Origin of the sequence: Pseudoxanthobacter sp. (assembly GCF_036822375.1) — a bacterium.
Lineage (GTDB): Bacteria > Pseudomonadota > Alphaproteobacteria > Rhizobiales > Segnochrobactraceae > Pseudoxanthobacter.
In genome coordinates this window covers 1-5,095 of record NZ_DAISHT010000230.1, presented here as the reverse complement: position 1 = coordinate 5,095, position 5,095 = coordinate 1, and the positions used below count along the sequence as shown (strand labels likewise).

Here is a 5,095-nt window from a genome sequence, read left to right as displayed (position 1 = left end):
GGCCCGGGCATTGGCATACTCAGAAATCCGTTCGTTCGGGGATGGCAATCATGGCAGAACTCATTCACACGCTGACCGGGCAGGAAGCACTGACGTTTGACGACGTCCTGCTGCTGCCGGGCCCCTCGGACGTGATGCCCTCGGAGGTCGACATCCGCACGCGGCTGACGCGCGAGATCGACCTCAACCTGCCGCTGATTTCGTCGGCGATGGACACCGTCACCGAAGCCCGTCTGGCCATTGCGATGGCGCAGGCCGGCGGTCTCGGCGTCATTCACCGCAATCTTGAGGCCGACGAGCAGGCCGAGCAGGTGCGGCAGGTCAAGAAGTTCGAATCCGGCATGGTCGTGAACCCGGTGGTGATCGGCCCCGATGCCACGCTGGCCGATGCGCTGGGCCTGATGAAGCAGTACGGCATCTCCGGCATTCCGGTGGTGGAGAACGGCAGCAAGGGCGGTTTCCACACCGGCCGTCTCGTCGGCATCCTGACCAACCGCGACGTGCGGTTTGCCTCCAACCCCAATCAGCGCGTCTATGAGCTGATGACCCGCGAGAACCTGATCACGGTCCGCGACAGCGTCAGCCAGCTTGAAGCCAAGCGCCTGCTGCATGCCCACCGCATCGAGAAGCTGCTGGTCGTCGACGACGATTACAACTGCATCGGCCTCGTGACGGTGAAGGACATCGAGAAGGCCCACCTCAACCCCCATGCCTCCAAGGACGCGCAGGGCCGCCTGCGCGTGGCGGCGGCCACCAATGTCGGCCCGGCCGGCCTTGAGCGTGCCGCGCGCCTGATCGACGCCGGCGTCGATCTGGTGGTGGTCGACACTGCCCACGGCCATTCCGCCCGCGTGCTGGAGATGGTGACCAAGGTCAAGGCGCTGTCGAACAGCGTGCAGGTGCTGGCCGGCAACGTGGCGACCGCCGACGGCACCCGCGCGCTCATCGATGCCGGCGCCGACGCCGTGAAGGTCGGCATCGGCCCGGGCTCCATCTGCACCACCCGCGTGGTGGCCGGCGTCGGCATGCCGCAGCTCACCGCCATCATGGAGGCCGCCCGCGTCGCCTCCGATCAGGGCATTCCGATTGTCGCCGACGGCGGCATCAAGTTCTCCGGCGATGTCGCCAAGGCGCTGGCCGGCGGCGCGGCCTGCGCCATGATCGGTTCGCTGCTGGCCGGCACCGAGGAGAGCCCCGGCGAGGTCTATCTGCATCAGGGCCGCAGCTTCAAGGCCTACCGCGGCATGGGCTCCATCGGCGCCATGGCGCGCGGTTCGGCCGACCGCTATTTCCAGGCCGAAGTGCGCGATACCATGAAGCTGGTGCCGGAAGGCATCGAGGGTCAGGTGCCCTATAAGGGGCCGATCAGCGCCGTTCTGCATCAGCTCGCCGGCGGCCTGCGCGCTGCCATGGGCTATGTCGGCGCCCCGACCATCACCGATCTGCAGGAGCGCGCCCGCTTCGTGCGCATCACCAATGCCGGCTATCGCGAAAGCCACACCCACGACGTGGCGATTGTGCGCGAGAGCCCGAACTACCCGTCCTCGATCTGAGGGCCGGCCGGTCTTTCCGGCCTCTGCGGCACCGCTTTGCCCGACCGCGTCTCCATGGCGGATTGCTTTCGGTGCTGCACTCCTGTTTTCTGCCTCGGGCCTGAAAGGGTGCCGGCGCCGCCGTCGTGGCGGCTCCGGCCCTTTTCGGCTTTCCCGAACGCCGGGGCATCCGCCATCTGCGGCGGCTCTGCCCCCTTCAATTCGTGAGTGCTGCTGCCCGATGACGGCTCACCTTCCGACGGTCGCCCAGCCATGACACCGGCCGCCCGCCTCTCCGCCGCCATTGATGTTCTGACCGACGTCGATACCAACCGGCGGCCCGTGCAGGATGCGCTGAAGGCCTGGGGCCTTGCGCACCGCTTCGCCGGCTCCGGCGACCGCGTCGCCATAGGCAATCTGGTGTTCGACACCCTGCGCCGCCGCGCCTCGCTGGCCTGGCGGATGGGCTCCGACGCCCCGCGTGCCGTGGTGCTGGCCGCCTTCCATGTCATCTGGGGCCATTCTCTGGACGATATCGACCGCCGCTTCGCGATGGAGGCCCACGCGCCTTCGCCGCTGACGGAGGCCGAGCGCCGCGCGCTTTCCGCCGACACGCTGGCCGATGCGCCCGACTGGGTGAGGGCGGATGTGCCGGAGTGGCTGGCGCCTTCGCTGGTTCGCGCCTTCGGGCCGGCCATGGTGGCGGAGGGCGCCGCACTGGCCGGCCGGGCGCCGGTGGACCTGCGCGTCAACACCCTCAGGGCCGACCGCGACAAGGTGCTGGCCGCGCTCGCCGATCTCGATGCCGTGGCGGGCGGCCTGTCGCCGGTCTCGGTGCGCGTGCCGGTGGGCGAGGGGCCGGCCAAGCCGCCCCACGTCCAGAGCGAACTGGCGTTCTCCCGCGGCTGGTTCGAGGTGCAGAACGAAGGCTCGCAGGTGGCGGCGCTGCTGGCCGGGGTGCGGCCGGGACAGCAGGTTCTGGACCTGTGCGCCGGCGCCGGCGGCAAGACGCTGGCTCTGGCGGCGGTGATGGATAACCGCGGCCAGCTTTATGCCTACGATTCCGACAAGCGCCGCTTCGGCGACATTCTGGAGCGGATCAACCGCTCCGGCGCCCACAACATTCAGGTGCGCCAGCCGGGGCGCGGGGATGTGCTGGCCGATCTGGAAGGCCGCATGGACGTGGTGTTCGTCGATGCGCCCTGCACCGGCACCGGCACCTGGCGGCGCCGGCCGGATGCCAAGTGGCGCGTGGGGCAGAATGCACTGGCGCTGCGCATGCGCCAGCAGGACGAGGTTCTGGAGGCTGCCGTGCGCTTCGTGCGCAGCGGCGGCCGGCTGATCTATGTCACCTGTTCCGTGTTGCCGGAAGAAAATGAGGACCGCGTGGCGGCATTTCTCTCCGCCCACCCGGATTTTCGCCTCATCGATCCGGCGGGGGCGTGGGTTTCCGGCCTTGGCGCTGCCATGCCGCCGGCCGTGGCGGTGGAGGTCGGCAGCTTTGGCCGCGCCGTGCGCATGACGCCGGCGACCGCCGACACCGACGGCTTCTTCGTGGCGCTGATCGAGCGTTCCGAGCCGCGCCGCCGGCCGGGGAAGGGGGCGTGATGCGACCCTGGCTGCGGCTTTCCAATCTGGTGCTGCTGCTCATCGCCGTGGTGCTGGGCACGGCGCTCTATTTCGCGATCTATGTGTTTCTTGCCGCTTCGCCCTATGAGGCGGTGGGAATGGCGATCAACCGCCGCCTGCCGGAACCGGTGCGCAATCTCACCTGCAGCGTTCTGAGCAAGCGGCACCCCGGCGCGTGGCCGACGGTGGGCTGCGAAAAGGTGTGGAAGCCGGCCCCGGCCGGCGGCGCACCGGCCCCGGAAGGCGCGGCAGCGCCGCCTGAAAAGGCGCCGGGCAACTGAAACCCAGCCGCCCCGCCAGGGGCCGGCAAGACAGGATCGGCCGCACGGCGCCGGACGGACACGGGGCCGGCGCGCGGCACAGGCCAAGCGGAAGGACAACGCCATGGCGGCACGTGAACGGGTGCTCATCATCGATTTCGGCAGCCAGGTGACGCAGCTCATCGCGCGGCGCGTGCGCGAGAGCGGGGTCTACTCCGAGATCGTTCCCTTCCAGAATGCCGAAGCCGCTCTGGAGCGCCTCAATCCGCAGGCTATCATCCTGTCCGGCGGCCCGGCCTCGGTGCCCGACGGCGACAGCCCGCGCGCACCCCAGCAGGTGTTCGAGCGCGGCGTGCCGGTGCTGGGCATCTGCTACGGTCAGATGACCATGGCCGCCCAGCTCGGCGGCATCGTGGAGAGCGGCCACCACCGCGAGTTCGGCCGCGCGGAAGTGAGCGTGAAGAAGCCCTCCGCGCTGTTCGACGGCGTGTGGAACCCGGGCGAAGAGCATATCGTGTGGATGAGCCACGGCGACCGCATCACCCGCCTGCCGCCGGGCTTTGAGGTGAAGGGCGCCTCTCCCAACGCCCCCTGCGCCGTGATCGAGGACGAGAAGCGCCGCTTCTACGGCCTGATGTTCCATCCGGAAGTCGTGCATACGCCGGATGGCGCGAAGCTCATCGCCAACTTCATCCACAAGATCGCCGGCCTTGGCGGCGAGTGGACCATGAAGGCCTTCCGCGAGGAGATGATTGCCCGGATCCGCGCGCAGGTCGGCAAGGAAAAGGTGATCTGCGGCCTTTCCGGCGGCGTGGATTCCGCCGTGGCGGCGGTGCTGATCCACGAGGCGATCGGCGACCAGCTCACCTGCATCTTCGTCGACCACGGCCTGATGCGGAAAGGCGAGGCCGAGCAGGTGGTGAGCCTGTTCCGCGGCACCTTCAACATTCCGCTGGTCCATGTCGATGCCTCGGCCCGCTTCCTCGGCGCGCTCGCCGGCGTGAGCGACCCGGAGGTGAAGCGCAAGACCATCGGCCGCCTGTTCATCGAGGTGTTCGACGAGGAAGCCCGCGCGGTGGGCGATGCCGCCTTCCTGGCGCAGGGCACGCTCTATCCCGACGTGATCGAAAGCGTGTCGTTCTCGGGCGGCCCGTCGGTTACCATCAAATCCCATCATAACGTCGGCGGTCTGCCCAAGGACATGAAGTTCCGGCTGGTGGAGCCGCTGCGCGAACTGTTCAAGGACGAAGTCCGCCTGCTTGGCCGCGAGCTTGGCCTGCCGGATGTGTTCGTCGGCCGTCATCCCTTCCCGGGACCGGGCCTCGCCATCCGCTGCCCCGGCACGATCACGTCGGAGAAGCTCGACATCCTGCGCGAAGCCGATGCGATCTATCTGGACGAAATCCGCAAGGCCGGCCTCTACGACACCATCTGGCAGGCCTTCGCGGTGCTGCTGCCGGTGCAGACCGTGGGTGTGATGGGCGACGGCCGCACCTACGAAAGCGTCTGCGGCCTGCGCGCCGTCACCTCCGTCGACGGCATGACCGCCGATTTCTATCCCTTCGACATGGCCTTCCTGGGCAAAGTCGCCAACCGCATCATCAACGAAGTCCGCGGCATCAACCGCGTCGTCTACGACGTGACCTCGAAGCCGCCGGGCACGATTGAGTGGGA

The 5,095-nt window shown here is 68.6% G+C and carries 4 protein-coding genes; all 4 read left to right on the top strand.

What is annotated here, in order from left to right; all coding sequences use genetic code 11:
• Positions 1 to 50 precede the first annotated feature (50 nt).
• Positions 51 to 1,553 (top strand): IMP dehydrogenase, encoded by a 1,503-nt coding sequence (guaB, locus tag V7067_RS15345; protein WP_334176777.1) that lies wholly within the window; start codon positions 51 to 53, stop codon positions 1,551 to 1,553.
• Positions 1,554 to 1,805: 252 nt separating this feature from the next.
• Entirely contained in the window at positions 1,806 to 3,140 is a 1,335-nt protein-coding gene (locus tag V7067_RS15340; protein WP_334176776.1) for an RsmB/NOP family class I SAM-dependent RNA methyltransferase, read from the top strand.
• Positions 3,140 to 3,442 carry a hypothetical protein gene (locus tag V7067_RS15335; protein WP_334176775.1) on the top strand — a complete coding sequence of 101 codons (303 nt, stop codon included), beginning with the start codon at positions 3,140 to 3,142 and terminating at the stop codon, positions 3,440 to 3,442. Before V7067_RS15340 ends, V7067_RS15335 begins: the two co-directional genes overlap by 1 nt.
• A 103-nt stretch (positions 3,443 to 3,545) precedes the next feature.
• A partial coding sequence (gene guaA / locus V7067_RS15330) for a glutamine-hydrolyzing GMP synthase (RefSeq protein ID WP_334176774.1) occupies positions 3,546 to 5,095 on the top strand: 1,550 nt, incomplete at its 3' end.